Source organism: Diaphorobacter sp. LR2014-1, assembly GCF_002916785.1.
Taxonomy (GTDB): Bacteria; Pseudomonadota; Gammaproteobacteria; order Burkholderiales; family Burkholderiaceae_C; genus Diaphorobacter; species Diaphorobacter nitroreducens.
The window spans coordinates 280,832-307,603 of sequence record NZ_MTBE01000001.1; the positions used below are offsets into that span (position 1 = coordinate 280,832).

Consider the following 26,772-nt stretch of genomic DNA (forward strand, 5'->3'; position numbering starts at 1 on the left):
GGATAGGTGCGCAGACGGCGGCATGGGCAGTGCCCCCTCCCGGGCCGTCCAACGCGCCATTTTGCCCGCGAACGGGCGTGCTTTTGCGGGGGGCGGTCCTTTTCGCTCCATGGGGTGCGTCAACCCTTCAGCGTCTGCTCCAGCACGTGCAGCTGCTGGTTGAGTTCGGTGAGCTGCTGGCGTTCGGCGCCAATCTTTCGCACCGCGTGCAGCACCGTGGTGTGGTCGCGCCCGCCGAACAGCTCGCCGATCTCGGGCAGGCTCTTTTGCGTGAGCTCCTTGGCCAGGTACATGGCGATCTGCCGCGGGCGGGCGATGCTGGCCGGGCGCTTCTTGCTGTACATGTCCGCGACCTTGATCTTGTAATAGTCGGCCACGGTCTTCTGGATGTTTTCCACCGAGATCTGCCGGTTTTGGATCGACAGCAGGTCGCGCAGCGCTTCGCGCGCGAGTTGGATGGAAACTTCCTTCTGGTTGAAGCGGCTGTAGGCCAGGATCTTGCGCAGCGCGCCTTCGAGTTCACGCACGTTGGAGCGCACATTCTTGGCCACGAAGAAGGCTACTTCCTCGGGCATCTCCGACCCTTCGGCGCGCGCCTTGTTGATCAGGATGGCCACGCGCATTTCCAGCTCGGGCGGCTCGATCGCCACCGTCAGCCCAGAGTCGAAGCGCGAGACCAGCCGCTCGTGGATGTTGGCCAGACCCTTGGGATAGGTGTCCGAGGTCATCACGATGTGGCTCTTCTTGGCCAGCAGCGCCTCGAAGGCGTTGAAAAATTCTTCCTGCGTGCGGTCCTTGTTGGCAAAGAATTGCACGTCGTCGATCAACAGCAGGTCGAGCGAGTGGTAGCGCTCCTTGAAGTCGTCGAAGGTACGGCGCTGGTATGACTTGACCACATCCGAGACGAACTGCTCCGCATGGATGTAGAGAACCTTGGCGTCGGGACGGTCCTGCAGGAGCTTGTTGCCCACGGCATGCACCAGGTGGGTCTTGCCCAAGCCCACGCCGCCATAGATGAACAGCGGGTTGTACAGGTGGCCGGGCGAGCCGGCCACGTGCATCGCCGCCGAGCGCGCCATGCGGTTGGCCGTGCCCTCCACCAACGTCTCGAAGGTCAACGCCGGGTTCAGGCGCGTGCGGAAGGCGCCGGCAGGCGCCTCGTCGGCCGTGGGGTGGGCGGACGGTGCATCGCCGGTGGCGGGGGTGTCTGGCGCCGTGGGACGGACGTAAGTCCTGACAACGGATTCCCGCTGAGCAAGCGCTAACTCCAGTGTGACCGGTTGGCCGTACAGACCTTCCAGCAGGGCCGAGATGCGGCCGGCATACTGTGCGCGGATCCAGTCGAGCTTGAAGCGGTTGGCCACCAGCAGGGTGACCTTGGAAAAATCGGGGGCGACCTGGGCCACCAGCGGCTTGATCCAGGTGTTGAACTGCTGTTCCGGGAGATCCTGCGCCAGCTGTTCGGCGCAGGCCTGCCACAGACCCTGGCCGGCGCTGGCGCCGTCGCTGTCGTGGCTGGAGGAGTGAAGTCCCTCGTTCATTTCAGGTGATTCTTGTTGTGGATAGGAGGAACGGTACAAGGCCCGCGATTCTAGCTTGTCAAGGAGTTATCCACAATCTGAGCGAGGCGGTAAGGGGGCATGCGCGGCGATACATGCACCGGACCGCGAAGTAGGCCGAGACGCCCCAGGTATTGCCAGGATTCACCGAGCCTGCAATAATCCGCGGTTTCCCTGAATGGTGTTCAGGGTGATCAAGCCCGGGCGGCTGCTTTTCGCGCATTCCATGCAGGATGCAGCAGGCCCGGCGGGTGCTGCCGATCGAAGCCGCGCCCGTAACTGAACCTTCAAGGATCGAGAACATGAAACGTACTTACCAGCCCTCCAAGACGCGCCGTGCGCGCACCCATGGCTTCCTCGTGCGCATGAAGACGCGCGGCGGCCGTGCCGTCATCAACGCTCGCCGCGCCAAGGGCCGCAAGCGTCTGGCCGTCTGAGGCCGGGCCGCTCGGCTTTCGGCCGCTTACGGGTTTGCACCGCCAGTTCCCTGCCGGGGACGCTGCACCCATGCATCGGCTGAAAACGCGCCCCCAGTTCCAGGCAGCCATGGCGGGAGGCACCGTCTCCCGCACGGCGCACTTCGCATTGCACCGGCTGGGTTTGCCGCCGGTGGCAACCGATGGAGTTCCGCCAGCCACAGGGCCCGATTCCTCGCCGCAGGCGCAGGGATCGCAGGCCCTGTTTCTCGTTGGAGGGCAGGCGGGCGGCGTGTGGCTGGGCGCCATGGTGCCCAAGCGCTGGGCCCGCCGCGCAGTCACGCGCAACACCATCAAGCGCCAGATCTACGCCGTGGCCAGCGGGTTCGAGGCGCGCATGCCCAGCGGCGCGCACGTGGTGCGCCTGCGCATGGGCTTTGATCGCAAGCAGTTCGTGAGCGCCACCTCCGAGGCTTTGAAGCAGGCCGTGCGCGCCGAACTGGAACAGCTCTTTGCCGCGGCCGAACGCCGCAGTAGGGCGGCCGCGACAGGGGTGCGACCATGATGCGTGCGCTGCTCATGGGGCTGGTGCGCGGCTACCGGCTGCTGCTAAGTCCCTGGATCGGGTCGGCCTGTCGCTTCGAGCCCACCTGCTCGGTGTACTCTCTGCAGGCGCTGGAGCAACATGGTGCCGCGGCCGGCAGCTACCTGACCGTGCGCCGCCTGGCGCGCTGCCATCCCTGGTGCGAGGGCGGGCTGGACCCCGTGCCGCAGGAGCTGCCGCGCGGCATGCGCCTGTTTTCACGGCTCACGCCTTCCGACGATACTCCCTCTTCCTCACGTAAGAAGACTTCATGAACGACATCCGCCGCACCATCCTGTGGGTGATCTTTGGCTTTTCCATGGTTCTGCTGTGGGACAAGTGGCAGATCCACAACGGCAACAAGGCCACCTTCTTCCCCACGCCGCCGGCGCAGACGGCCAGCACGCCCGCGGTAGCGGCCTCCGGCGCTGGCGCTGCCGACGTGCCGGTGGCCGCCGCCAGCGCCACGCCGGGCGCGGCGGCGCAGCCGCCCGCAGGCGCCAGCGTGCCGCCTGCCGCCATCCCGCGCGAGCGGGTGACCGTGAGCACCGACGTGCTGCGCCTGAGCTTTGACTCCGAAGGCGGTTCGCTGGTCCACGGAGAGCTGCTGCAGTATCCCGAGATGGAGGACAAGACCAAGCCCTTCCTGCTGCTGGACGAGAGCGCTTCGCGTGTCTATGTCGCGCAGACGGGCCTCATCGGCAACGGTGCCGGCGGCGCCTTCCCCACGCACAAGACCCCCATGGCGGTCGTGCCCGGTCCGCGCGAACTGCAGGACGGCCAGAACGAGCTGACCGTGCGTTTCGAGTCGGCCGACATGGGCGGCGTGAAGCTGGTCAAGACCTGGACGCTCAAGCGCGGCGCCTACGACGTGGCCGTGAAGCACGAGGTGGTCAACACGGGCACGGCCCCGGTATCGCCCCAGCTGTACCTGCAGTTGGCGCGCGATGGCAACAAGCCGGCGGGCGAGTCGTCGTTCTACTCCACGTTCACCGGTCCGGCCGTGTACACCGAGGCGAAGAAGTACCACAAGGTGGAGTTCAAGGACATCGAGAACGGCAAGGCCGAGATCGACAAGTCTTCCAGCAACGGCTACGTGGCCATGGTGCAGCACTACTTCGCCACCGCGTGGCTGCTGGGCGACGGCGTGCAGCGCGACAACTTCGTGCGCAAGGTGGACACCAACCTGTACTCGGTGGGCATGATCACGCCGCTGGGCGAGATCGCCCCCGGCCAGTCGAAGGCCGTGGACGCGCGCCTGTTCGCCGGCCCGCAGATCGAGACGCTGCTGGAAAAGCTGGCCCCGGGCCTGGAGCTGGTCAAGGACTATGGCTGGCTGACCATCCTGGCCAAGCCGCTGTACTGGCTGCTGGACCAGTTGCACAAGGTGCTGGGCAACTGGGGCTGGTCCATCGTGGCACTGGTGTTCCTGTTGAAGATCGCCTTCTACTGGCTTAACGCCAAGGCCTACGCCAGCATGGCCAAGATGAAGGCCATCAACCCGCGCATCATGGAAATGCGCGAGCGCCTAAAGGACAAGCCCCAGCAGATGCAGCAGGAGATGATGCGCATCTACCGCGAGGAGAAGGTCAACCCCATGGGCGGCTGCCTGCCCATCATGATCCAGATACCGGTGTTCATTGCGCTGTACTGGGTGCTGCTGTCCAGCGTGGAGATGCGCAATGCGCCGTGGATCGGCTGGATCAAGGACCTGTCCTCGCCCGACCCGTTCTTCATCCTGCCGCTCCTGATGACGCTCTCGTCGCTGCTGCAGACCGCGCTGAACCCCGCGCCGCCGGACCCGATGCAGGCCAAGATGATGTGGCTGATGCCGCTGATGTTCAGCGTGATGTTCTTCTTCTTCCCGGCCGGCCTGGTGCTGTACTGGCTGACGAACAACATCCTGTCGATCGCGCAGCAGTGGATCATCAACACCCGCATGGGCGTGCCGCCGCAGTTCAACCTGCCCAAGTTCCGCTGACGGAGCGCGGCCTTCCCGGCCGCAATCCCCCGCTCCCTGCAACGGCCGCTCAGCGGCCGTTGTTGTTTTCGGTACGATGATTGCTACTACGTGATCCGGTAGTAACCATCAACACACAGGAGCCAGACGGATGATTCAACGTACCACCTTCAAACTGGGCTTGCTGGGGGCCGCCGTGCTCGTGGCCATGGGCACCGCCCACGCCGCCACCATGCGCTGGGCCGGCGCCAACGACATCCTCACCGTGGACCCCCACGCGCAGAACCACCAGACCACGCACGCCTTCCTGCAGCAGGTGTACGAGAGCCTGGTGCGCTATGACGACAAGTACCAGATCGAGCCCGCGTTGGCCACCAAGTGGACGCAGGTCTCCCCCACACAGGTGCGTTTTGAACTGCGCAAGGGCGTGAAATTCCACGATGGTGCGCCATTCACGGCCGATGACGTGGTGTTCTCGCTCACGCGTGCCGGCACGGCGCCGTCCAACATGATGTCCGCGGTGCAGAGCGTCAAGGAAGTCAAGAAGGTGGACGAGCACACGGTGGACGTGTTCCTCAAGGGCCCCAATCCCATCCTGCTGCGCGAGCTGACCGAGGCGCGCATCATGAACAAGGCCTGGGCCGAGAAGCACAACTCGGTGAAGTCGCAAGACTACGCGGGCAAGGAAGAGAACTACGCCTCGCGCAATGCCAATGGCACGGGCCCCTTTGTCATGGTGGGCTGGCAGCCGGATGTGAAGGTCACGCTCAAGAAGAACCCCAACTGGTGGGACAAGCCCAAGGGCAACATCGACGAGGTGGTGTTCACCCCCATCAAGTCGGCCGCCACGCGCTCGGCCGCGCTGATCTCGGGGCAGGTGGACTTCGTGGTCGACCCGCCGCCGCAGGATCTGGCGCGCATGAAGGCCAACCCCGACATCAAGCTCATCGAAGGGGCCGAGAACCGCACCATCTACCTGGGCCTGGACCAGTTCCGCGACGAGCTGCCCGGCGCGGGCACGGCCGGCAAGAACCCGCTCAAGGACAAGCGCGTGCGCCAGGCGCTGTACCAGGCCATCGACTCTGCGGGCCTGCACAGCCGCACCATGCGCAACCTGTCGGTGCCTGCGGGCACCATGATCGCTCCCATGGTGCATGGCTGGACCAAGCAACTGGACGAGCGTGCCGCCAAGTACGACGTGGAGGCCGCCAAGAAGCTGCTGGCCGACGCCGGCTACCCGAACGGCTTCTCGCTCAAGCTCGACTGCCCGAATGACCGCTACGTGAATGACGAGGCCATCTGCCAGGCCGTCACCGCCATGTGGACGCGCATCGGCGTCAAGACCAACCTGCAAACCGCGCCCATGGCGCAGTTCGTCACCCGCGTGATGAACAACGACGTGAGCGCCTACCTGTTCGGCTGGGGCGTGGCCACGTTCGACGCGCTGTATTCGCTGGACTCGCTGATGTCCACCAAGGACGGCAAGACCTCGGCTGGCGTCTACAACGGCGGGCGCTTTTCCGACGCCAAGCTCGACGGCATGATCCAGCAGATCAAGGTCGAGATGGATGCCCCCAAGCGCGACGCGCTGATCAACGACGCGCTCAAGCTGGTCAAGGACGAGTACTACTACCTGCCGCTGCACCACCAGATCCGCCCCTGGGCGATGCGCAAGAACGTGGACACGCCGCATCGCGCGGACGATCGCCCCATGCCCGCGTGGACGACCATCAAGTGATCGCGGCAGGCCGAAGGCCTTAAAAACGATAGCTGGCAGCGCTTGACTACAAAGGTTTTCAGAAACAAAAGCCCCTGAAACCGACGTTGGACAAGCGCAAGCAGCTATCAAAATATGCGTGATGCACGCCCCAGGCCCGCCCCGCGCGGGCCTTCTTCATGGCGCCGGGCGGGGCGCGGCTATCATGCGCTGCCCCTCTCCACCGCACCTGAAAGCCCATGCTGCCGCGCCATTCCGACCCCATCGTTGCCATTGCCACCGCGCCGGGGCGCGGCGCGGTGGGCATCGTGCGGGTCTCGGGCAAGCAGATCGGCGCACTGGTGCAGGCGCTGTGCGGCCGCGCGCTCAAGCCGCGCGAGGCCACCTACCTGCCGTTTCGGGATGCCGCGGGCCAGGCCATCGACCAGGGGCTGGCGCTGTACTTTCCCGCGCCGCACAGCTACACCGGCGAGGACGTGCTGGAGCTGCAGGCCCATGGCGGCCCCGTGGTGCTGCAGCTGCTGCTGGCGCGCTGCCTGGAGGCGGCCACGGGCGGCGTGCTGGACCGCCTGCGGCTGGCCGAGCCCGGCGAGTTCACCGAGCGCGCCTTCCTCAACAACAAGATCGACCTGGCCCAGGCCGAGGCGATCGCCGACCTGATCGACGCCAGCACGGAGGCGGCCGCGCGCGGCGCCAGCCGTTCACTGTCGGGCGACTTCTCGCGCGAGATCCACACGCTGCGCGACGCGCTGGTGCACCTGCGCATGCTGGTGGAGGCCACCCTGGACTTTCCTGAAGAGGAAATCGACTTCCTGCGCAAGGCAGACGCGCGCGGGCAGCTATCGAATTTGCAGCAATCGCTGGCCCGCGTGATGCAGCGTGCCAGCCAAGGCGCGTTGCTGCGCGAGGGCATTAAGGTGGTGATCGCCGGGCAGCCCAACGCGGGCAAGAGCTCGCTGCTGAACGCGCTGGCAGGGGCGGAACTCGCCATCGTCACGCCGATCGCCGGCACCACGCGCGACAAGGTGCAGCAGACCATCCAGATCGAGGGCGTGCCACTGCACGTGATCGACACGGCGGGCCTGCGCGAAAGTGACGACGAGGTCGAGCGCATCGGCATCGCCCGCGCCTGGGACGAGATCGCGGGCGCCGACGCGGTGCTGTTCCTGCACGACCTCACGCGCTGGGGCAGTGCGCAGTACCAGGGCGACGACGCCGCCATTGCGCACACGCTCTCCAACCGGCTGCCCGCGGGCGTGCCGGTGGTCGACGTCTGGAACAAGGCCGACGCCGCCCCGCAGGCGGCGGCGCCTGCGCGCGAGGGTGAGAGCCAGGCGGTGCTGCTGTCCGCGCGCACCGGCCAGGGGCTGGATACGCTGCGTCGGCAATTGCTGCAAATCGCGGGTTGGCAGTCGGCTGCGGAGGGCGTGTACATCGCCCGCGCGCGCCACATCGAAGCCTTGCGCTCCGTGGACGCCCACCTCATGGAGGCGGCCGCGCAACTGGAAAGCGACGGGCCGGCGCTGGACCTGCTGGCCGAGGAGCTGCGCCTGGCGCAAAACGCCCTCAACACCATCACGGGCGAGTTCACGTCCGACGATCTGCTCGGTGTCATCTTCTCCAGCTTCTGCATCGGCAAATAGCCGGCGCGGCGGGCGCGCAACGCCATGTGTAAGTAAGGGTAATGAGTGCTTGTGCAGATGACGGCGGCGCGTTACCGTTCGCGCCCGATGAATGCCATCACCGCTCCCTCCTCCAAAGTCGACCTTTCGGGTCTGATCCAGGCCATCACCCACGCGACGGCGGACGACAGCATGAACAACGTGCTCACCGCCGAGCAGTGGGATTGGCTGTCCGCCTACCTGTTGCCCATCAGCATCCCCTCGGGACAGGTGCTGTTTGCCAAGGGCACCAACGACCGCACCTTGTACCTGGTGGAAAGCGGCTCGCTCAGCGTGCACTTCGAGGACGAGAAGCAGCGGCTGCGCCTGGCCATCGTCGGCCCCGGCTCGATGGTGGGCGAGGGGGCGTTCTTTTCCCATCAGCCCCGCAGCGCCACGGTGCAGGCGGGCGCACCGAGCAAGCTGTGGAGCCTGCCGGCTCTGCGCTTTACGGAACTTTGCAATCGCCAACCGGCGGTAGCGCTGCACTTGGCGATGGCGGCCGGCGCCGTGCTGGCCAAGCGCCTGGGCAACCGCCGCCGCCGCATCGCGGCGACCTGAGCGCGGCGCGCGAGCGCCACGCTTTGTGACCACAGCGCCCATCGCGGCGCGGCCGACCCTGCAACTGTCACGCCTCGGCCGAGGCGCGCGCAGTACACTTGCCGACGTTTTTTAAGCGCTTCTTCGCGAAGGCAAGCATGTCATTGTTCAGCTGGTTCACCCGCAAATCCAAGCCTCCGGTCGCGCGTGCGCGCCCTGCACCCGCCGCTGCTGCCCAGACCAACGGCGCGGCCCCGGCGCGCGCAGGCAAACCCCTGCTGGAGCCCCAACCCGCCGCGGCCCCCGAGCCCGCCACAGGCCGCAAGAACGAACGCATGGAGCGCCGCGAGCTGCTGTACACCGTGGTGCGTGACGCCATGGTGCGTGCCGGCGTGCTGTCGGCGGGGTACAAGTTCAAGGTGCTGTCGCTGGACCAGCGTGGGGCGCAGTTCCTGGTGATGATGGACTTGGCGCCGGAGTATGGGCGGGACATGGCGCGGCTGGGCGAGATCGAAACCCTGGTGACGCAGACCGCTCGTTCTCGTTTCGACATCCTGGTGACTGCCGTGTATTGGCGCACCAACGACCAGATCAGCACGGGCGTGCAGGTGCGCACCCCGGCCGCCCAGGCGCCCGCGCCGCAGGCTTCTGCCACCCCCGCATCGCCCATCATTTCCGGGACGCCCCGGCCCGCCGCTGCCGCGTCGCAAGGAGCGGCACTACCCTCGCGTCCAGCGCCGCTGGTGCCACCCGCGCCCGCGCGCGCGGCGCCGCGGTTCGAGCCCATCGAGGCCGACGAGGTGGCGGCGTTCAAACAGGCGCTCACCAGCGCTGTGGCGCGTGCGCCCGCGGCCGCGCCGGCTCTGGGTGTTACCACGCGCAGCGGCCCGCTGCTGCCACCAAGCCCCGCGCCCACGGGGTTCGAGGACACTGTCATGCCGGGGCAGGACGGCCGGTCGTCCGACCTCAGCTCCACGCAATACGGCGACCTGCGCTGAAGAACCGGCTGCGGGGACTGCAGCAGCCCAGCGGTCTAGGGCCTGTTCACACTATTTTTGCCAGTGCGAATGGCGTGAAAACCGCGCCAATCTAGGCGCGTGACGACGCCAAGGCCGGGGCCTTGGCTAGGAGGGCAACGACGAATGGCGCGGTTTTCACTCCGTTCCCTCCGGGTTGCGATCAAAAAGGGCCATTCGCGGCGTTGCCAAGCCTCGCTGGGGTAGCACCCCAGCTTCGTTTGGCGCCTTGCGCCTGGCCCTTTTTGATCGCAACGCATCTGGCAAAAATAGTGTGAACAGGCCCTAGTGGCCGCTGAAGTCCACCAGCGTGTACAGCGGCAGTCCGCTGGCACGCAGGCGTTCCGAGCCGCCGAGTTCCGGCAAATCCACGATGGCGGCGCCTTCCATGACGGTCGCGCCCAGTTTTTCCAGCAGTTTCTTGCCGGCCATCATCGTGCCGCCGGTGGCGATCAGGTCGTCGATCAGCAGCACCCGGTCGCCGGGCTGGACCGCGTCCGCGTGCAGTTCCACGGTCGCGCTGCCGTACTCGAGTTCGTAGGTTTCCTCGACGGTGGTGAAAGGCAGCTTGCCCTTCTTGCGGATGGGAACGAAGCCCACATTCAACTCATAGGCCACCACCGCGCCCAGGATGAAGCCGCGGGCGTCCAGTCCGGCCACCACGTCGGGGCGCAGCGCGCGGTCCATGTAGCGGTGCACGAAGGCGTCGATCAGCACGCGGAACACTTTGGGGTTTTGCAGCAGGGGCGTGATGTCGCGGAACTGCACCCCCGGCGCGGGCCAGTCAGGGACGGTGCGGATGTGCTGGCGCAGGTAGTCGTTGACGCTAAGGGCTGTCATGGGTGGGGCAAAAGAGAGAACGATTCGGATGTGCAGACCCTGCCGGGCACCGCCAGGGCGCACAGTGTAATCAGCCGCGCAGCAGCTTCTCCTCTGCCAGGCCCAGGGCGGTGGGATGGCCGGACAGCACCAGCGTGTCGCCTTCGGCCAGGGGCGTGCGGTCGTCGGGCGGGGACATGGCGCCGCTGGCGCGACGCACGTTGACCAGACGCACGCCGATGCCATGCAGGGGCAGGTCGGCCAGCGGCTTCCCCACCACGGCGGCGCCCGCGGGCAGGGACAGGGAGTACAGCCGCTCCTGGTCGCGTTCGGACGGCGTGTCGTCGTCCGCCCCGTGGAAGTAGCCGCGCAGCAGGCCGTAACGTGCATCGCGCTGGTCTTGCACCAGGCGCAGCACGCGGCGCATGGGCACGCCCACCAACGCCAGTGCGTGGCTGGCCAGCATCAGCGAGCCCTCGATGGCCTCGGGCACCACCTCGGTGGCGCCGGCCTCCTGCAACTTCTCCAGTTGAGAGTCGTCCTGGGTGCGCACGACCACGGGGAGCTGTGGCGCGTGGGTGCGCGCATGGTGAATCACCTTGAGCGCGGCGGGAGTGTCCAGGTAGGTGACGACCAGGGCGGCCGCACGCGCCAGGCCCGCTGCCTTGAGCGCCTGCAGGCGCGTGGCGTCGCCGAACACGACCGAGTTGCCCGCGGCGGCGGCCTGCCGCACGCGGTCGGGGTCCAGGTCCAGCGCCATGTAGGCGATGCCTTCGCGCTCCAGCATGCGTGCCAGGTTCTGCCCCGAGCGGCCGTAGCCGCAGATCAGCACGTGCCCGCTGGTGTTGATGGCCTGGCGCGCGATGGTGGTCACCTGCAGCGACTGCTGCAGCCAGTCGCTGGCCACCAGCTTCATGACGATGCGGTTGCTGTACTGGATGAGGAATGGCGTAGCCAGCATGGACAGCACCATGGCCGCCAGCACCGGGTTCATCAGTGCGGGCTGCAGCAGGCCGTGGACCTGCATGAGCGACAGCAGCACGAAGCTGAACTCCCCTGCCTGCGCCACGTACAGCGCGGTGCGCAGCGATACGCCCGTTGTCGTCCCCAACCCGCGGGCCAGCGCGACGATGATGGCCGTCTTGATCAGCAGCGGCGCGGCCAGCAACACGAGCACCAGCGACCAACGCTCCACCAGCACGTGCCAGTCGAGCATCATGCCCACCGTGATGAAGAACAACCCCAGCAGCACGTCGTGGAAGGGGCGGATATCGGTGCCCACCTGGTGCCGGTATTCGGTCTCGGACACCAGCACGCCGGCGATGAAGGCGCCCAGGGCCAGCGAGAGGCCTGCCAGTTCGGTCAGCCAGGCCAGCCCCAGCGTGACCAGCAGCAGGTTGAGCATGAACAGTTCGTCGCTCTTGCGCCGCGCCACCTGCGTGAGCCACCAGCGCATCACGCGCTGGCCGCCAACCAGCAGTACCGCCACGAGTACTGTGGCCTTCAGCAGGGCGACCGCCAGCGCCGTCAGCAGTTGCTCGGGCTCGGACCCCAGCGCAGGCACCAGCACCAGCATGGGAACCACGGCCAAATCCTGGAACAGCAAAATACCCAACACCCTGCGCCCATGCTCGCTCTCCAGCTCGCCGCGCTCGGACATCAGCTTCACGACGATCGCTGTACTGCTCATTGCCAGCGTTCCGCCCAGCGCCAGTGCGGTCTGCCAGCCCATGTCCCACACGCCGCCGGTCAGCCGCGCCAGCAGCAGCAACCATGCGGAGAAGGCCGCCATGCACGCCAGCACCTGCAGCAGGCCCAGGCCGAACACGTGGCGGCGCATGGCACGCAGCTTGGGCAGGTTGAATTCCAGGCCGATGGTGAACATGAGGAACACCACTCCGAATTCGCCCAGGTGGCGCACGCCTTCGGAGTTCTGCGTCAAGGCCAGGGCATGCGGGCCGATGAGGATGCCCGCCGCCAGATAGCCCATCATCGGCGGCAACCGCAGGCTGCGGCATGCCACCACGCCCAGCACGGCGGCCAGCAGGTAAAGCAGGGTCAGGGCGAGAGAGGACATGTTTCATCGTAGCCGAGCCGCAGGTGGGCCGACCGATAGAATTCATCCATGCCTGTCGCTCCTGCCGCTTCCTCGTCTTTCAATGCCGAACAGGCCCTGCGCCTGGGACGCGAGACCGTCCGCACGGAGGCCGAGGCGCTGCATGCCATGGGCGAACGCCTGGGCGGCGGCTTCGTGCAGGTGGTGCAGCGCGTGTTGGCAACCACGGGCCGCGTTGTGGTCATGGGCATGGGCAAGAGCGGCCACGTGGGGCGCAAGATCGCCGCTACCTTGGCCTCCACCGGCACGCCCGCGTTCTTCGTGCACCCCGCCGAGGCCAGCCATGGCGACCTGGGCATGGTGACCAACGGCGACCTGGTGCTGGCGCTATCCAACAGCGGCGAAAGCAGCGAGATCACCGTGCTGCTACCGGTGCTCAAGCGCCTGGGCGTCCCGCTGATCGCGATGACGGGCGGGCTGCAGTCCACCCTGGCGCGCCACGCGGACCTGGTGCTGGACTGCAGCGTGCAGCGCGAGGCCTGCCCGCTGAACCTGGCGCCTACCACCAGCACCACGGCGCAGCTGGCCATGGGCGACGCGCTGGCGGTGGCGCTGCTCGACGCGCGCGGCTTTCGTCCCGAGGATTTCGCGCGGTCGCACCCCGGCGGTGCGCTGGGCCGCAAGCTGCTGACCCATGTGCGCGACGTCATGCGCGCGGGCGCAGACGTGCCGCATGTACCGCCCCATGCCAATTTCAGCACCCTGATGCGCGAGATGAGCGCCAAGGGCGTGGGCGCCACCGCGGTGGTAGACGATGCGGGCAGGCCCGTGGGTATCTTTACGGACGGCGACCTGCGCCGGCGCATCGAGGCCGGCGTGGACCTGCGCGAGACGCGCGCCCAGGATGTCATGCATGCCAGCCCTCGCACCATTGCAGCCGATGCCTTGGCAGCCGATGCGGCGCAGGCCATGGAGCACCACTCGATCACCAGCGTGCTGGTCACGGACGACGACGGCGTGCTGGTGGGCGTGGTGCACATCGGCGACCTGATGCGAGCCAAGGTGATCTGATGTCCCAGTCCAACGCCACGCCGCTGCCCCCCCTGCAACCGGCCCTGCAGTTCGATCCGCAACTCCTGCTGCTGGCGCAGCCGGTGCGCGTCGCCTTCTTCGACGTGGACGGTGTGTTGACCGACGGCGGCCTGTATTTCTCTGAAGTGGGCGAGACCCTCAAGCGTTTTCATACGCTTGACGGACACGGCATCAAGCTGCTGCAGCAGGCGGGCATCACGCCCGCGGTGGTCACGGGGCGTGATTCACCGGCGCTGCGGCTGCGCTTGAAAGCGCTGGGGGTGATGCATGCACGTTTCGGCACCGAGGACAAGCGCCCGGCGGCCGAGTCCATCCTGGCCGAGCTGGGCCTGTCGTGGCCGCAGGCCGCCGCCATCGGAGACGACTGGCCCGACCTGCCGGTGATGCGCCGTGTGGCCTTCGCCTGCGCGCCCGCGCAGGCCCACATCGAGGCCCGCGCCGTCGCCCACCATGTCACCGCCGCGCCGGGTGGCGCGGGTGCGGCGCGGGAGTTCTGCGACCTGCTGCTGGTCGCCAGTGGCCGTTACGCCGGTCTGTTGGCCGCGCATGCCGTATGACCTCACGCCTACACCTGGCGTGGGAACGCCTGTCGCTCTACCTGCCCGTGCTGCTCATGGGGCTGCTGGCGCTGGGCTCCTGGTGGCTGGTGCGCAACGCGCCGCGGCCGCAGCAGCCGGCGCAGGAGCGCCCCGTGAGCCACGAGCCCGACTACTACATGCGCGACTTCGCGGTCAAAAGCTTTGATGCCACGGGCCGACTGCAGAGCGAGATCCGCGGCACCCTGGCGCGCCACTACGCGGACAACGACACGCTGGAGATCGACCAGGCGCGCATGCGCTCGGTGAACGAGGAGGGGCGCGTCGTCACCGCCCGTGCGAATCGTGCCCTGTCCAACGGGGACGGCAGCGAGGTTCAGCTCTACGGCAATGCCATCGTCACGCGCGAGGCGTCTGCCCCCGAAGGCCGCGCGCCAGTGCCGCGGCTGGAGTTCCAGGGGGAGTTCCTGCATGCATGGGTGAATGAAGAGCGCGTGCGCTCCGACCAGCCCGTGACACTCAAGCGCGGCGCCGACACGTTCACCGCCGACAGCATGGACTACGACAACCTGGAGCAGGTCATGCAACTGCGCGGCCGCGTGCGCGGCACGCTGATGCCCGCACCCGTGCGCCGTTGACCGAGATGTCACGTTCGGCTCCGCAAGATCGCCCGCTGGTGTTGATCACTGGAGCCTCCAGCGGCATCGGCCAGGCGCTGGCCGAGCGCTACCACCGGGCAGGGTGGCGGTTGGCCCTTGTGGCGCGGCGCGTGGATGTGATCGAATCCTGGGTCATGGCAGTAGGGATAAGCGCGGGTAGCTATGAAATATATAGCGCAGATGTAGCGCAGCCTGACAGCGTCATCGCGGCGTGCCACGCTTGTCTGGAGCGCCAAGGGCTGCCCGATGTGGTGGTGGCCAACGCGGGAATCAGCGTCGGGGTGGACACGGCGCAGCGCGGCGACCTCGATGTCATGGCGCAGACCTTTGCCACCAACACCCTGGGCATGGCGGCCACCTTTCATCCGTTCATCGATGCGATGGTCCGCCGCGGCGGCGGGCGGCTGGTGGGAATCGGCAGCGTGGCGGGTATCCGGGGCCTGCCTGGCCATGGAGCTTATTGCGCGAGCAAGGCGGCGGTGATCAGCTACTGCGAAAGCCTGCGGGGGGAGTTGCGCGGCACCGGCGTGCAGGTGGTGACGATCTGCCCGGGCTATGTGGATACGCCGCTGACGCGGGAGAACCGGTATGCCATGCCCTTCCTGTTGCCGCCGCAGGCTTTTGCGGACCGCGCGTTCCGTGCCATTGAGGCGGGGGCGACATACCGGGTGATTCCCTGGCAGATGGGCGTAGTGGCCAAACTGCTGCGCATATTGCCGGATGCGTGGTTCGACCGGCTGCTGGCGGGACGGCCACGCAAGCATCGCGCGGGGCAGGGCCGATCTTCCAATCCCTGAGGCCTGGAAGGACAAAAGGCTCCCGAGGGAGCCTTGTGATGGTGGAGCGCGCTTTTACCCGCGCCTGCCAAAATCAATATCCGTTGTTGCCGCCACCGCCGTAGCCGCCACGGCCACCACCGCCGCCGCCACGTGGACCGGAGCCGTAGGGGCTGCGAAAGCCGCCTTCGCTGCGGCCACCACCGCCGCCGCCGTAGCCGCCACCACCGCCGCCGCCGCCGCCGTAGCCGCCACTGCGGCCGCCGCCGTAGCCGCCACCACCACCAAAGCCGCCGCCACCGCTGCGGGGGGGGCGCGCTTCCATGGGACGGGCTTCATTCACGACAATGCTGCGGCCGCCGAGGGACTGGCCGTTCATGCCATTGATGGCCTCCTGGGCTTCGGCATCGCTGCCCATTTCCACGAAGCCAAAGCCTTTGGAGCGGCCGGTGTCGCGCTCCATCATGACCTTGGCGCTGGTCACCGCACCGAACTGGCTGAAGGCTTGCTCCAGATCTTGGTCACGCACCGAGTACGGCAGATTGCCGACGTACAGTTTGTTGCCCATTAAGGGACTCCTCAAAAACAATGGAATGAGCGACGGAGTCCCGAACCCGCAGCCAGTTAATCACAATGACGCCCTATGCGCGAAAACTGACGGATCACCGCAACCTCTACGAGGCAATAGCCTCGTCAAAACATTATGCGCCAGAACCTTTGTAAAGATGCAAGGGGTTTTCAACGCACGTGTCGTCAATCTGACGCAAAAAAAGGAGCCCTAGGGCTCCTTTTTTTGACTCAGCGGAATATCAATAGCTGGAGCGGCCGCCACCGTAGCCGCCGCCATAACCACCGCCACCGCCGCTGCGGCCACCGCCGTAGCCACCACCGCCACCAAAGCCGCCGCCGCTGCGGGGCGGGCGGGGTTCCATCGGACGGGCTTCGTTGACCACGAGGTCGCGGCCGCCGTAGTTCTGGCCATGCGCGCCGTGGATGGCGGCCTGGGCTTCAGCGTCGCTGCCCATTTCGACAAAGCCGAAACCCTTGGAGCGGCCGGTGTCGCGCTCCATCATGACCTTGGCGCTTTGCACGGCGCCGAATTGGCTGAAGGTCTGCTCCAGATCCTGGTCGCGGAAGGTATAGGGCAGGTTGCCCACGTAGAGTTTGTTGCCCATGATCGGACTCCTAGAAAAAACATGAAATGCGATGGTGCCCGACGCAATCAACAAACCTGTGACGACTTCAAAGACGCGAAACTGACCAGACACCGCAGCGTGCACTTCCGCATGGCAGAACTGCAGGGCCATTATCAAGCATTGCCATAACCCCAAGGATGTCGTAATTGCGCGCCTGCAACACTTTCCAGGGTAACTACTGTGTCTAGCTGGGCAAAAAGGTGCCTTCTTCCGCCGGATACAATCCTCCGCTGTCTTTGGGGAGTAGCCTGCCCCGCGCTAGTCCGCTGCGACTGCGACGCGAGAGGATGCATGCATCAACAGACTTGGGGCCCTTGGGCGCCATGGTGCATGGGACCCGCTGCCACAGCGGGTCGGGCGAGACCATTGACCGCGTACCGATCCATCAGGCCGGAGTCGGGGCGTGGTCAATGCTGTCCGATGTACTTCCGGCCGGAAATCTATTACGACCGCCCCATGGAAGCCTTCCTCGTCTCCACCGCCATCGTCACCCTTGCCGAGATGGGTGACAAGACCCAGCTGCTGTCGCTGGTGCTCGCCGCACGCTTTCGCAAGCCCTGGCCCATCGTGCTGGGCATTTTCGTGGCCACGCTGGCCAACCACGCGCTGGCAGGCGCGGTGGGGTCGTGGGTGACTACCGTGCTGGGGCCGCAGGTGCTGCGCTGGGTGCTGGGTCTTTCCTTCATTGCCATGGCGGTGTGGATGCTGATTCCCGACAAGCTGGACGACGACGGTGACGGTGCGGCGCCGCGCTTCGGCGTGTTCGGCACGACGCTGGTGGCGTTCTTCCTGGCCGAGATGGGCGACAAGACGCAGGTCGCCACCGTCATGCTGGCTGCGCAGTACAGCGCCTACTTCTGGGTCGTGGCGGGTACTACGCTGGGCATGATGCTGGCCAATGCGCCCGTGGTCTGGCTGGGGGATCGGCTGGTGAAGAAGGTGCCGATCCGCGTGGTGCATCTGGTGTCTGCGTTGATCTTCCTGGTCTTGGGCCTGCTGGCGCTGTTTGCGGGAGATGCGACGCCTTTGGCATAATGGCCCGCAGACGCGCCGATTTGCACCGCTTGCGGGCGCTTTACAAATCCAGCTAAAGACGTGACCGATCGACACGCCTGCCACCCCAGCACGCACCCGGACCCGGCCTCGTTGTTTAGCGAAGCCGGGTTTTTTCATGTCGTTCATCGCCACACCGCAAACCATGCACTTCGCCGAGCCCCTGCCGCTGCAGTCGGGGGCCTCGATCCGCGACTACACCTTGGCCTACGAGACCTACGGCACGCTCAACGCCGACCGCTCCAACGCCGTACTGGTATGCCATGCGCTCAATGCCTCGCACCACGTCGCAGGCAGCTACGCAGGCCAGCCCAGGAGCGAGGGCTGGTGGGACAACATGATTGGGCCGGGCAAGTCTGTCGACACCAACCAGTTCTTCGTCATCGGCGTCAACAACCTGGGCTCGTGCTTCGGGTCCACGGGGCCCATGCACCGCCACCCGGACACGGGCGAGGTCTACGGTGCGGACTTCCCCGTCGTCACGGTGGAGGACTGGGTCGATGCGCAGGCGCGCCTGCTGGACCGCCTGGGCATCGCGCAACTGGCGGCGGTAATGGGCGGCAGCCTGGGCGGCATGCAAGCGCTTTCCTGGACGCTGCAGTACCCCGAACGCATGCGCCACGCCGTGGTCGTGGCCAGCGCCCCCAACCTCACGGCCGAGAACATCGCCTTCAACGAAGTGGCGCGCCGGGCCATCGTCACTGACCCGGACTTTCACGGCGGGCACTTCTACCGCCACGGCGTGATCCCCAAGCGCGGGCTGCGCATCGCGCGCATGATCGGCCACATCACCTACCTGAGCGACGACGTGATGAACGAGAAGTTCGGGCGTCAGTTGCGCGAGGGCATGGACCTGAAATACAGCACGCAGGACATCGAGTTCCAGATCGAGAGCTACCTGCGCTACCAGGGCGACAAGTTCAGCGACTATTTCGACGCCAACACCTACCTGCTCATCACGCGCGCGCTCGACTACTTCGACCCCGCGCGCCAGCATGGCGGCAATCTGGCGCAGGCGCTGGCCGTGGCGCGTGCCAAGTTCCTGCTGGTGAGTTTCACCACCGACTGGCGCTTCTCGCCCCAGCGCAGCCGCGAGATCGTGCACGCGCTGCTGGAAAACCGCCGCGACGTGAGCTACGCCGAGATCGACGCCCCGCACGGGCATGATGCATTTTTGCTCGATGACCCCCGCTACATGGGCGTGGTGCGCTCTTATTTTGATAGTGTTGCCAAGGGGCTGCAGGGAGGACAACCATGAGCGACCACGCCACCATGCAAGCCATTGCGCGCCTGGTGCCCGAAGGCGCGCGCGTGCTCGACCTGGGGTGCGGTGATGGCGCGATGCTGGACTACCTGCAGCGCGAACGCGGCTGCAGCGGCTACGGCATCGAGATCGCCGACGCCAACGTGCTCGCCTGCGTGCGCCGCGGCGTGAACGTGATCCAGCTCAACCTCGACGAGGGGCTGGCGATGTTCGGCGATAACAGCTTCGACGTGGTGCTGCAGATCGATACGCTGCAGCACCTGCGCAATGCCGAGGTGATGCTGCGCGAGACTGCGCGCGTGGGCAAGAGCGGCATCGTCGCCTTCCCCAATTTCGCACACTGGCCCAACCGCGTGTCGGTGCTGCGCGGGCGCATGCCCGTCACCCGGCGCCTGCCCTACCAGTGGTACGACACGCCCAACATCCGCGTGGGCACGTTCAAGGACTTCGAGGTGCTGGCGCACAAGAACAAGCTGCGCATCCTGGACGCCTTCGGCCTGCAGGACGGGCGCGAGGTGCGCTGGCTGCCCAATGCGCGTGCGGGCACGGCAGTGTTCCGTTTCGAGCACGACTGATCGCACCGTCCAGCCCGGCGCGCAGGGGACATTTCTCGCCGGCGGGGTTTTGCTATTATAATTGTAGCTGTTAGCGCTTGATGGATAAGCGCTAGAGGCCAAAATTCCTCTGTTCCCGATGCCGGGCCTCTGGGCGGGATGCGTGGTACGTGAGACCGCGTAAGGGATATTGTGAATAGATGTAACGGCAGGCCTGCCGTAGATTTCCAGACAGACCGGGACGACCCGGCGCACCCCTTTTTCTGGAGACATGCATGGCCGCCGATTCGCTTGCCCACCATTCCGTTGCCCGCCGGGTCACGCTGACCGCCCTGGGGCTTGTGGCCCTGGTGCTGGTGGGCGTGGGGCTGGCCCTGGCGGTTCTGACCGAAAGCAGCACGCGGGCGCAGTTGGTGCAGAGCATTGGCGGCACCACCCAGGCCGTCGCCCATTCGCTGGATGCGGCGGACAACACCAACCGTGAGCTGGTCCAGGCCACCATGCGCGGCTTTCGCCGCTACTTCGAGGCCACCATGCAACTCGACGAGGGCGCGGGGGAGCTGCGCAGCTTCGGCGCGCTGGTCAACGAGGACTACAGCGCGGTGGACAAGTTCGCCAACGAGACCGGCGGCGTGGCCACGGTGTTTGCGCGCAAGGGGGACGACTTCGTGCGCATCACCACCTCGGTGAAAGATGCGCAAGGTCAGCGCCAGCAGGGCACGCCGCTGGACCGTGCCGATCCTGCCTACGCGGCAGTCGCCAAGGGCGAGCCCTACACCGGCATCACCGTGGTCGCAGGCAAGCCCTACATGGGCCACTACCTGCCGGTCAAGGACACGGCGGGCAAGGTGGTGGCGCTGCTGTTCATCGGCAATGACGTCAGCATCTTCCACGCCATGCTGCAAAAGCAGGTGGAGCAGACACGCTTTTTCGAGCACGGCGGCGTGTACGTGATCAACCCCGGCGCCGGGCTGGAGCAGGCCGGCTTCGTGTACCACCCCACGGCGCGGGGCCAGCGGGTGCTGGAGGCCTTCCCCCAGTCACGGGCCTTCTTCGAGGCGTTGGTGGCTGCGCCAGAGGGCTTCGTGCGCGACGCGGCGGCGGTGTATTCGACCGGCGCGCAGGACCCTTGGGCGCTGCTGCGCAAGACACAGGGCGGATGGTGGGTGGTTGCCGAGGTGCCGGACGCCGAGGCCATGGCCGGCCAGCGCCACGTCACCTGGGCCGTGTGGGGATTGATGGCATTGGCCGTCGGCTTGCTGGGCGTGGGTCTGTTCGTGATGCTGCGCCGCGGCGTCAGCCAGCCGCTGACCGGGCTCACGCAGGCCATCACGCTCGTCGCGCAGGGCGACCTGACGCAGAGCTTCGAGACCAGGCGGCGCGACGAGATCGGCACGCTGGTGCGGGAAGTGGAAGGCATGCGCCTGCGCTACGTGCAGATGCTGCAAGAGGTGCGCACGGCTGTGGACAGCATCGACACCGCCAGCGCCGAGATCGCCAGCGGCAACCAGGACCTGTCGGCACGCACGGAGGCCACCGCCGGCAGCCTGGCGCAGACGGCGCAGAGCATGGACCAGCTCACGGCCACCGTGCGCCAGTCCGCCGATGCGGCCCACCAGGCCAACCAGCTCGCGGCCTCCGCCGCGCAGGTGGCGGCCCGCGGCGGTCAGGTGGTGGGCGAGGTGGTGACCACCATGGACGACATCAACCAGAGCTCGCGCAAGATCGCCGACATCATCGGCGTGATCGACGGCATTGCCTTCCAGACCAACATCCTGGCGCTGAACGCCGCCGTGGAGGCCGCACGCGCCGGCGAACAGGGCCGCGGCTTTGCCGTGGTGGCGGGCGAGGTGCGCAGTCTGGCGGGCCGCAGCGCCGAGGCGGCGCGCGAGATCAAGCAGCTCATCCAGGCCTCGGTGGAGAAGGTGGAGACGGGTGCGCGCCTCGTGCAGGACGCCGGCAGCACCATGGGCGAGATCGTGGGCAGCGTGCAGCGCGTGGGCGACATCATTGGCGAGATCACGGCCGCAGCGTCCGAGCAGGCCGGCGGCATTGGCCAGGTCAACCAGGCCGTGGGCCAGCTGGACCAGATGACGCAGCAGAACGCCGCGCTGGTGGAGGAGTCCGCCGCCGCCGCGCACAGCCTGCGCGAGCAGGCGGCGCGCCTGGCCGCGGCCGTGCAGGTGTTCAGGCTGGGGCCGGCCCTGGGCGACGCGTCCCTGATTGGGGCACCTGCGCATGCACCCGCGCCAATGGCTGAGGTGGCCGACCTGCGCGTGGGGGCCCTCGCGCTTACCTGAGTGCGGGCCTCGCCGGGGCGGGGCGGTTATCCTCGCGCGCTGCGCGCCTGGCCCGGGGCGCGCCCACCCTTGCCGTTTCCATGCCGTTCCTCGATGTGCCCACCATGCTGCTGATGACCGCGGCGGCTTCCCTCACCATGGCGGCATCCCTGGGCGCGGTGCGGCCGGGGCGCCGCGAGGGCATCAGCCTGTGGGCGCTGGGGCTGATGATGCACACCTCCACGTACGTGCTGTACGCCCTGCGCGGCCTGGTGTCCGACTGGGCCAGCATCGTCCTGGCCAACACGCTGCTGTCGGGCACGTTCGCCATGGTGCTGGCGGCCGTGCACCAGTTCCAGGGGCGGGCGTTGCCGTGGCGCCGCATGGCGGTGCCGGTCGCGGCGACGGCGCTGTTGTTTGCGTTCTTCATTGACGACTACCGCGCACGCATCATCACGGCGGGCGTGGTGCCGCCGCTGCAGCTGGGCATGGTGCTGTGGTCCCTGTGGCGCGAGCGGCCGGCCGCGTCCCTGCGCGGCGCGACGCTGCTCAGCGTGGGCCTGGTGATGGAGGTATTGCTGCTGGGGGTGCGCGGAATGCTCGCCGCCACGCGCGACATACCGGCCGAGGGGCTGATGCAGGGCAACGCCATGCAGTCCATCACCTTCATGGCGGCCTTCGTGGTGGTGATCCTGAGTTCGCTGGGCTTCATCCTCATGGGCAAGGACCGCTCCGATGCCGACAACCGCTATTTCGCCGCGCACGATGCGCTCACGGGGCTGGTCAACCGCCGTTCGCTCATCATGGCGCTGGAGCGCGATGTGGCCCGCGCCGTGCGCCTGCGCGAGCCTTACGCGGTGATGCTGGTGGACATCGATCACTTCAAGTTCGTCAACGACAGCCATGGCCACCTGGCGGGCGACAGCGTGCTGCGCCATGTGGCGGACCTGCTGCGCACGCGCCTGCGGGCGCAGGACCCGGTGGGTCGCTACGGGGGTGAAGAATTCATGGTCCTGTTGCCGCACACCCCGCTCGGCGGGGCCCTGGAGCTTGCCGAGACGCTGCGCCGCGCGGTGGAGCGTTTGCCATGTGTGGGTGGCGGCAAGGAGATACCGGCGACCGTGAGCATCGGCGTGTGCGGCGGGCCCCTGCAGCCCGCGGACGGCTGGGACAGGCTCGTTCAGGGGGCCGACGAGGCGCTGTATGCGGCCAAGCTCGCCGGGCGCAACCGGGTGGAGTCCACGGCGCTGGCGGCACCGCGCCCCGCGCCCGCACCGGCGGTGGACTAATAGGGCGCCGTGCAGATCGCCGTCGCCGGGCGGCGGGTGTTGGCGTATCCTGCGCCTTTTGCGCACCGACAGAGGTTCCGCCATGAACGACCGCCTGCCCGCCGCCGCCCTGGATGCCGCACTCGCGTTGGAACGCGTGGGGCGGGTGTGGGACGAAGACATCCTGCGGCAGCTCACCGACTACATCCGCATCCCCGCCAAGTCGCCGGGCTTTGCGCCCGACTGGCGCGAACAGGGCCACCTGGAGACCGTGCTGCGCAACGCCGCGCAGTGGGTCGAGGCCCAAAAGGTGGCGGGCCTGCAGTTGGAGATCGTGCGCCTGCCGGGGCGCACGCCGGTGCTGTTCTTCGAGGTGGCGGCCACCCAGCCGCGGTCCACGCAGACCGTGCTGATGTACGGCCACCTGGACAAGCAGCCCGAATTCGAGGGCTGGCGCAGCGACCTGGGCCCGTGGACACCCAAGTACGAGGACGGCAAGCTCTACGGCCGGGGCGGCGCCGACGACGGCTACGCGGTCTACGCCAGCGTGGCCGCGGTGCAGGAGCTCAAGCGCCAGAACGTGCCGCACCCGCGCATCGTGGGCCTGATCGAGACCTGCGAGGAGAGCGGCTCCGCCGACCTGCTGCCTTACATCGACGCGCTGAAGACCCGCCTGGGCGACGTGGCGCTGGTAATCTGCCTGGACTCGGGCGCGGGCAACTACGACCAGCTGTGGCTCACCACCAGCCTGCGCGGCATGGCCAGCGGCACGCTCAAGGTCCAGATCCTCACCGAGGGGGTGCACTCGGGCGACTCATCGGGTCTGGTGCCGTCGTCGTTTCGCATCATGCGCCAGGTGCTCGACCGGCTGGAGGACTCGGCCACGGGCCGCCTGTTGCCTGCGCACTTCCACTGCGAGGTGCCACCCGACCGCCTGGCGCAGGCGCGGGCCACCGCCGCCATCCTGGGCGAGGAGGTCTACAAGCGTTTCCCCTGGGCGCATGCCGATTGCGGTGGCAGCACGGTGTTTGCCCTGCCCACCACCACCGACCCGGTACAGGCGCTGCTCAAGCGCACCTGGGAGCCCACGCTCAGCGTGACGGGCGCCGAGGGCTTCCCCGCCCTCCAGGACGCGGGCAACGTGCTGCGCCCCTACACGGCCTTCAAGCTGTCGTTGCGCCTGCCGCCGCTGGTGGACGCCGCCGCCTGCCTGCAGGAGATGAAGGCCGTGCTGGAGGACAACGCACCCTACCAGGCCAAGGTCACCTTCGCCCCCGATGGCGCGGCCAGCGGCTGGAACGCCCCGGCCATCACGCCGTGGTTCGAGCAGGCGCTCAACGCCGCGAGCCAGGCGCACTTCGGTGCGCCTTGCGGCTACATCGGCCAGGGCGGCACGATTCCGCTCATGAACATGCTGAGCCGCGGTTTCCCGACGGCGCAGATGATGGTCTGCGGCGTGCTCGGCCCCAAGAGCAATGCCCACGGCCCCAACGAGTTCCTGCACGTGCCCTACGCCAAGAAGCTCACCGCGGCCGTGGCGCAGGTGATCGCCAGCATGCCGGCCTGAAAACGCGCACGGCCATGCAGGAACTGAGCGAACCCACGCTGCGCCCCTTCACCGCCAGCGACGGCGAGAACCTCGCCGTACAGGACTGGCCGCTGCCCGCGCAGGAGCGCCGCGGCGCCGTGCTGCTGGTGCACGGCCTGGGCGAGCACGCGGGGCGCTACGAGGCCCTGGCCCAGCGCCTGAACGGCTGGGGCTTCAGCGTGCGCGGCTACGACCACTACGGCCACGGCGACTCCGGCGGGCCGCGAGGCGGCCTCACCAGCGACCTGCGCCTGCTGGCCGACCTGGCGGACCTGGTGGACGCCACACGCACGCGGCTGCGGCCCGGCGAGCCGCTGGTGCTGCTGGGCCACAGCATGGGCGGGCTGGTGGCGGCGAGCTTCGTGGCGCGGGGCGTGCGCCCCGTGGATGCGCTGGTGCTCTCGTCGCCCGCGCTGGCCACTTTCATGAACCCGCTGCAAAAGCTGCTGCTGGCCACGCTGCCCCGGCTGGTGCCCAACCTGCGCGTGGGCAACGGCCTGAACCCTGAACACCTGTCGCACGACCCGGCCGTGGTGGCCGCCTACCGGGCCGACCGGCGTTGCCACGACCGCATCAGCGCGCGGTTGGCGCGCTTCATTGCCGATGCCGGCCCCGCCACGCTGGCGCGCGCCGCGCGCTGGACGGTTCCTACGCTGCTGCTGTGGGGCGAGGACGACCGCATCGTCAATCCCGCGGGCAGCCGTGCCTTCGCGGCAGCGGCGCCCCCGGCCGTGGTGCATGCCCAGGGCTTTGCGGGGCTGTACCACGAGATCTTCAACGAGCGCGACGCGGCGCCCGTGTTCGCGCAACTGGAGTCGTGGCTGGAGCAGCGCTGCCCGGTGCGCCGGGCGCAGCCCGTGGCGGCTTGAGCCAAATCGGCCTGCGGCGCTTGTGTAGCAAGCGCTAGCAGCTACTTTTTTAGGAGCAAACCCGCCCTCAGTGCGCGAGCAGCACGCGGTTGCGCCCCAGGCGCTTGGCGCCGTAGAGGGCCGCGTCCGCGCGCTGCAGCAGCGCGGCGGTGCTCTCGCCGTGGGCCAGTTCCGCCAGCCCGACCGACACCGTCAGAGACAGCTGCGTGCCGCCTGGCAGGGCCACGGGCGTGGCGGCCACGGTGGCGCGCACGCGCTCCAGCAGACGCGTGCCGTCCGCCGGGTGGGTATTGGCCATGAGCAGCAGGAACTCCTCGCCGCCCCAGCGCGCCAGGAGGTCGCTGGCCCGCACGCAGCCGTGCACCGTCTGCGCGAACGACTGCAGCGCCACGTCGCCGGCCGCATGGCCGTGCGTGTCGTTCACCGCCTTGAAATGGTCCAGGTCCAGCTGCGCCAGCAGCAGGGGCTGCCGGCTGCGCTGCGCGCGCGCATGCTCCAGCCGCATCATCTCCAGCATGCAGCGGCGGTTGGGCAGGCCTGTGAGCTCGTCGCGGATGGCCAGTTCGCGGATCTGCTCCACGGCGGCGGCCAGCTCGCGCTGTTGGCTGCGCAGGCGGGCCCGCGCGCTGTGCACGCGCGTGGTGAGAAAGGTGCTGCTGGCCAGCACCACCGCGATCATGACCAGGTAGGCCGCCGACAGCGCCGGGGGCTGGCTGTCGGGCGATAGCCAAGCCGGATGCCACCACTGCACCACGGCGCCCGCTGCACCAAAGGCCACCAGCCCGTAGAGCGCCACGCCCACCATCTGGCGGGGGGTGAGCCCGAAGACGCCGAACATCATGATGACCGCGAGAATGGGCGGCGCAATGCCGCGCGCGGGGCCGGCGATCACATAGGCCGCCGCGTTGCAGGCAATCGCATAGACGATCTGGAACAGCGTGAGCGACGGGTCGGCAAAGCGCCGGCTGGCGCCGCTGCGGATGAGCACGAACACCGTGGTGATGCCCGCGCCGCACGCCAGGGTCCACCAGTACACCGGCACGGGATAGGTCAGGCCGGCGGCGGCCACCAGGTGCATCGCCCCGATGCAGCCCAGCATCAGCAGCGCCGACACCCCCGCCATGGCCAGGCGGATGCGCTGATGGGGATCGGTCGTGATGAGTGCATCCAGCGTCCGCTGGGCAAGGCCGCGGCGGCCCGTGGCCTCCTGGTTCACGCAAGCTCCTTTTCTCAGAGGCGCGGGGCTGCGGACCGCGCACGCTGTGTGGACTGTAGGCGGGCCGCGCGCGGTCTGAGAATAGGTAGTTGCCG

25 protein-coding genes are annotated in these 26,772 nt (G+C 67.7%); 19 read left to right on the forward strand and 6 right to left on the reverse strand.

Annotated features, from left to right (window positions below; all coding sequences use genetic code 11):
* Positions 1-119: 119 nt before the first annotated feature.
* On the reverse strand, positions 120-1,541 hold the full coding sequence (gene dnaA, locus BV908_RS01320) for a chromosomal replication initiator protein DnaA (RefSeq protein ID WP_011807219.1): 1,422 nt from the start codon (positions 1,539-1,541) through the stop codon (positions 120-122).
* A gap of 320 nt (positions 1,542-1,861) precedes the next feature.
* On the opposite strand from dnaA, the gene rpmH reads away from it, so the two are divergent.
* The 8 genes from rpmH (at position 1,862) to BV908_RS01360 (ending at position 9,434) form a co-directional block, all read left to right on the forward strand.
* Positions 1,862-1,996, forward strand: a complete 135-nt coding sequence (rpmH, locus tag BV908_RS01325; protein WP_005798102.1) for a 50S ribosomal protein L34 — start codon at positions 1,862-1,864, stop codon at positions 1,994-1,996.
* A gap of 70 nt (positions 1,997-2,066) precedes the next feature.
* A complete protein-coding gene (locus tag BV908_RS01330; RefSeq protein ID WP_103736974.1) occupies positions 2,067-2,540 on the forward strand; it encodes a ribonuclease P protein component in 474 nt (157 codons plus the stop codon).
* On the forward strand, positions 2,537-2,833 hold the full coding sequence (yidD, locus tag BV908_RS01335; RefSeq protein WP_011807217.1) for a membrane protein insertion efficiency factor YidD: 297 nt from the start codon (positions 2,537-2,539) through the stop codon (positions 2,831-2,833). The genes BV908_RS01330 and yidD overlap by 4 nt, the downstream gene beginning before the upstream one ends.
* Positions 2,830-4,539: a membrane protein insertase YidC gene (gene yidC / locus BV908_RS01340; protein ID WP_103736975.1), complete on the forward strand. Its 1,710-nt coding sequence runs from the start codon at positions 2,830-2,832 to the stop codon at positions 4,537-4,539. The genes yidD and yidC overlap by 4 nt, the downstream gene beginning before the upstream one ends.
* A gap of 130 nt (positions 4,540-4,669) precedes the next feature.
* Complete coding sequence (locus tag BV908_RS01345; RefSeq protein ID WP_011807215.1) at positions 4,670-6,256, forward strand: ABC transporter substrate-binding protein; 1,587 nt, start codon at positions 4,670-4,672, stop codon at positions 6,254-6,256.
* Positions 6,257-6,474: 218 nt separating this feature from the next.
* Positions 6,475-7,878: a tRNA uridine-5-carboxymethylaminomethyl(34) synthesis GTPase MnmE gene (gene mnmE / locus BV908_RS01350; protein WP_103736976.1), complete on the forward strand. Its 1,404-nt coding sequence runs from the start codon at positions 6,475-6,477 to the stop codon at positions 7,876-7,878.
* Positions 7,879-7,965: 87 nt separating this feature from the next.
* A complete protein-coding gene (locus BV908_RS01355) occupies positions 7,966-8,457 on the forward strand; it encodes a cyclic nucleotide-binding domain-containing protein (protein WP_041839105.1) in 492 nt (163 codons plus the stop codon).
* Between the two features lie 137 nt (positions 8,458-8,594).
* Entirely contained in the window at positions 8,595-9,434 is an 840-nt protein-coding gene (locus BV908_RS01360) for a hypothetical protein (RefSeq protein WP_047349218.1), read from the forward strand.
* A gap of 303 nt (positions 9,435-9,737) precedes the next feature.
* Here BV908_RS01360 and BV908_RS01365 read toward each other — a convergent pair whose 3' ends face one another.
* Together BV908_RS01365 and BV908_RS01370 are read right to left on the reverse strand one after the other, a co-directional pair.
* Positions 9,738-10,292 (reverse strand): adenine phosphoribosyltransferase, encoded by a 555-nt coding sequence (locus BV908_RS01365; RefSeq protein ID WP_011807211.1) that lies wholly within the window; start codon positions 10,290-10,292, stop codon positions 9,738-9,740.
* 70 nt (positions 10,293-10,362) lie between these two features.
* Complete coding sequence (locus tag BV908_RS01370) at positions 10,363-12,348, reverse strand: monovalent cation:proton antiporter family protein (protein ID WP_011807210.1); 1,986 nt, start codon at positions 12,346-12,348, stop codon at positions 10,363-10,365.
* A gap of 48 nt (positions 12,349-12,396) precedes the next feature.
* Between BV908_RS01370 and BV908_RS01375 the strand changes: the two genes are divergently transcribed.
* The 4 genes from BV908_RS01375 to BV908_RS01390 are packed head-to-tail and all read left to right on the forward strand — an operon-like array spanning position 12,397 to position 15,411.
* Positions 12,397-13,398, forward strand: coding sequence for a KpsF/GutQ family sugar-phosphate isomerase (locus BV908_RS01375; RefSeq protein ID WP_088888012.1), 1,002 nt, complete (start codon positions 12,397-12,399; stop codon positions 13,396-13,398).
* On the forward strand, positions 13,398-13,976 hold the full coding sequence (locus tag BV908_RS01380) for a 3-deoxy-D-manno-octulosonate 8-phosphate phosphatase (RefSeq protein WP_103736977.1): 579 nt from the start codon (positions 13,398-13,400) through the stop codon (positions 13,974-13,976). Before BV908_RS01375 ends, BV908_RS01380 begins: the two co-directional genes overlap by 1 nt.
* On the forward strand, positions 13,973-14,593 hold the full coding sequence (gene lptC / locus BV908_RS01385) for an LPS export ABC transporter periplasmic protein LptC (protein WP_088888014.1): 621 nt from the start codon (positions 13,973-13,975) through the stop codon (positions 14,591-14,593). The genes BV908_RS01380 and lptC overlap by 4 nt, the downstream gene beginning before the upstream one ends.
* Positions 14,594-14,598: 5 nt before the next feature.
* On the forward strand, positions 14,599-15,411 hold the full coding sequence (locus BV908_RS01390) for an SDR family oxidoreductase (protein WP_103737050.1): 813 nt from the start codon (positions 14,599-14,601) through the stop codon (positions 15,409-15,411).
* Between the two features lie 73 nt (positions 15,412-15,484).
* Here the strand turns inward: BV908_RS01390 and BV908_RS01395 are convergent, their stop codons facing one another.
* Positions 15,485-15,958, reverse strand: coding sequence for an RNA-binding protein (locus BV908_RS01395; RefSeq protein ID WP_103736978.1), 474 nt, complete (start codon positions 15,956-15,958; stop codon positions 15,485-15,487).
* A gap of 241 nt (positions 15,959-16,199) precedes the next feature.
* Complete coding sequence (locus BV908_RS01400) at positions 16,200-16,565, reverse strand: RNA-binding protein (protein ID WP_011807204.1); 366 nt, start codon at positions 16,563-16,565, stop codon at positions 16,200-16,202.
* A 477-nt stretch (positions 16,566-17,042) separates the two neighbouring features.
* Between BV908_RS01400 and BV908_RS01405 the strand changes: the two genes are divergently transcribed.
* The 7 genes from BV908_RS01405 to BV908_RS01435 all read left to right on the forward strand — a co-directional run bounded on the left by BV908_RS01405 (position 17,043) and on the right by BV908_RS01435 (position 25,461).
* Complete coding sequence (locus BV908_RS01405) at positions 17,043-17,621, forward strand: TMEM165/GDT1 family protein (protein WP_015914689.1); 579 nt, start codon at positions 17,043-17,045, stop codon at positions 17,619-17,621.
* Between the two features lie 136 nt (positions 17,622-17,757).
* Complete coding sequence (locus BV908_RS01410) at positions 17,758-18,897, forward strand: homoserine O-acetyltransferase (protein ID WP_103736979.1); 1,140 nt, start codon at positions 17,758-17,760, stop codon at positions 18,895-18,897.
* Positions 18,894-19,478 carry a methionine biosynthesis protein MetW gene (gene metW / locus BV908_RS01415; protein ID WP_011807201.1) on the forward strand — a complete coding sequence of 195 codons (585 nt, stop codon included), beginning with the start codon at positions 18,894-18,896 and terminating at the stop codon, positions 19,476-19,478. The genes BV908_RS01410 and metW overlap by 4 nt, the downstream gene beginning before the upstream one ends.
* Before the next feature lie 254 nt (positions 19,479-19,732).
* Complete coding sequence (locus BV908_RS01420) at positions 19,733-21,757, forward strand: methyl-accepting chemotaxis protein (RefSeq protein WP_103736980.1); 2,025 nt, start codon at positions 19,733-19,735, stop codon at positions 21,755-21,757.
* Positions 21,758-21,837: 80 nt separating this feature from the next.
* Positions 21,838-23,025 (forward strand): GGDEF domain-containing protein, encoded by a 1,188-nt coding sequence (locus BV908_RS01425; protein WP_103736981.1) that lies wholly within the window; start codon positions 21,838-21,840, stop codon positions 23,023-23,025.
* A gap of 82 nt (positions 23,026-23,107) precedes the next feature.
* Positions 23,108-24,571, forward strand: a complete 1,464-nt coding sequence (locus tag BV908_RS01430; RefSeq protein ID WP_103736982.1) for a M20 family metallopeptidase — start codon at positions 23,108-23,110, stop codon at positions 24,569-24,571.
* A 14-nt stretch (positions 24,572-24,585) separates the two neighbouring features.
* A complete protein-coding gene (locus BV908_RS01435) occupies positions 24,586-25,461 on the forward strand; it encodes an alpha/beta hydrolase (protein ID WP_015914684.1) in 876 nt (291 codons plus the stop codon).
* A 67-nt stretch (positions 25,462-25,528) separates the two neighbouring features.
* Here the strand turns inward: BV908_RS01435 and BV908_RS01440 are convergent, their stop codons facing one another.
* Positions 25,529-26,677: a sensor domain-containing diguanylate cyclase gene (locus BV908_RS01440; protein ID WP_246867420.1), complete on the reverse strand. Its 1,149-nt coding sequence runs from the start codon at positions 26,675-26,677 to the stop codon at positions 25,529-25,531.
* Positions 26,678-26,772 lie beyond the last annotated feature (95 nt).